The sequence below is a fragment of the Pseudomonas sp. SAS7 genome (genome assembly GCF_052112345.1).
In the GTDB taxonomy this organism is placed as follows: domain Bacteria; phylum Pseudomonadota; class Gammaproteobacteria; order Pseudomonadales; family Pseudomonadaceae; genus Aquipseudomonas; species Aquipseudomonas putida_Q.
Map to the genome: position 1 here is coordinate 1 of NZ_JBEGGO010000084.1, position 211 is coordinate 211.

The 211-nt window shown below is 60.7% G+C and carries 1 protein-coding gene; it reads left to right on the forward strand.

From position 1 onward, the window contains the following. Positions 1–211, forward strand: a 211-nt coding sequence (locus ABI582_RS28790; protein ID WP_442121008.1) for a hypothetical protein, incomplete at both ends; no start/stop codon positions are given.

Genomic DNA, 211 nt, shown 5'->3' on the forward strand with positions numbered 1-211 from the left:
TCCCTACGAACCGTCCGACGGCCTACCCGCGTCGCTGCCCGAAAAATGCGCCACTGAAAACCACGATATTCCTTCATCCTTCCTGAACATCGATACCGACCGCTATGGCAGCGCTTGGCTGGCTTTCTCCAGCGACCCCTGGCCGGCGAGCGTGTTGAACGCCTACAAAAAGGGCCAGGCACCTGCGCATCGCTTCGAGGGGGTCGACCTT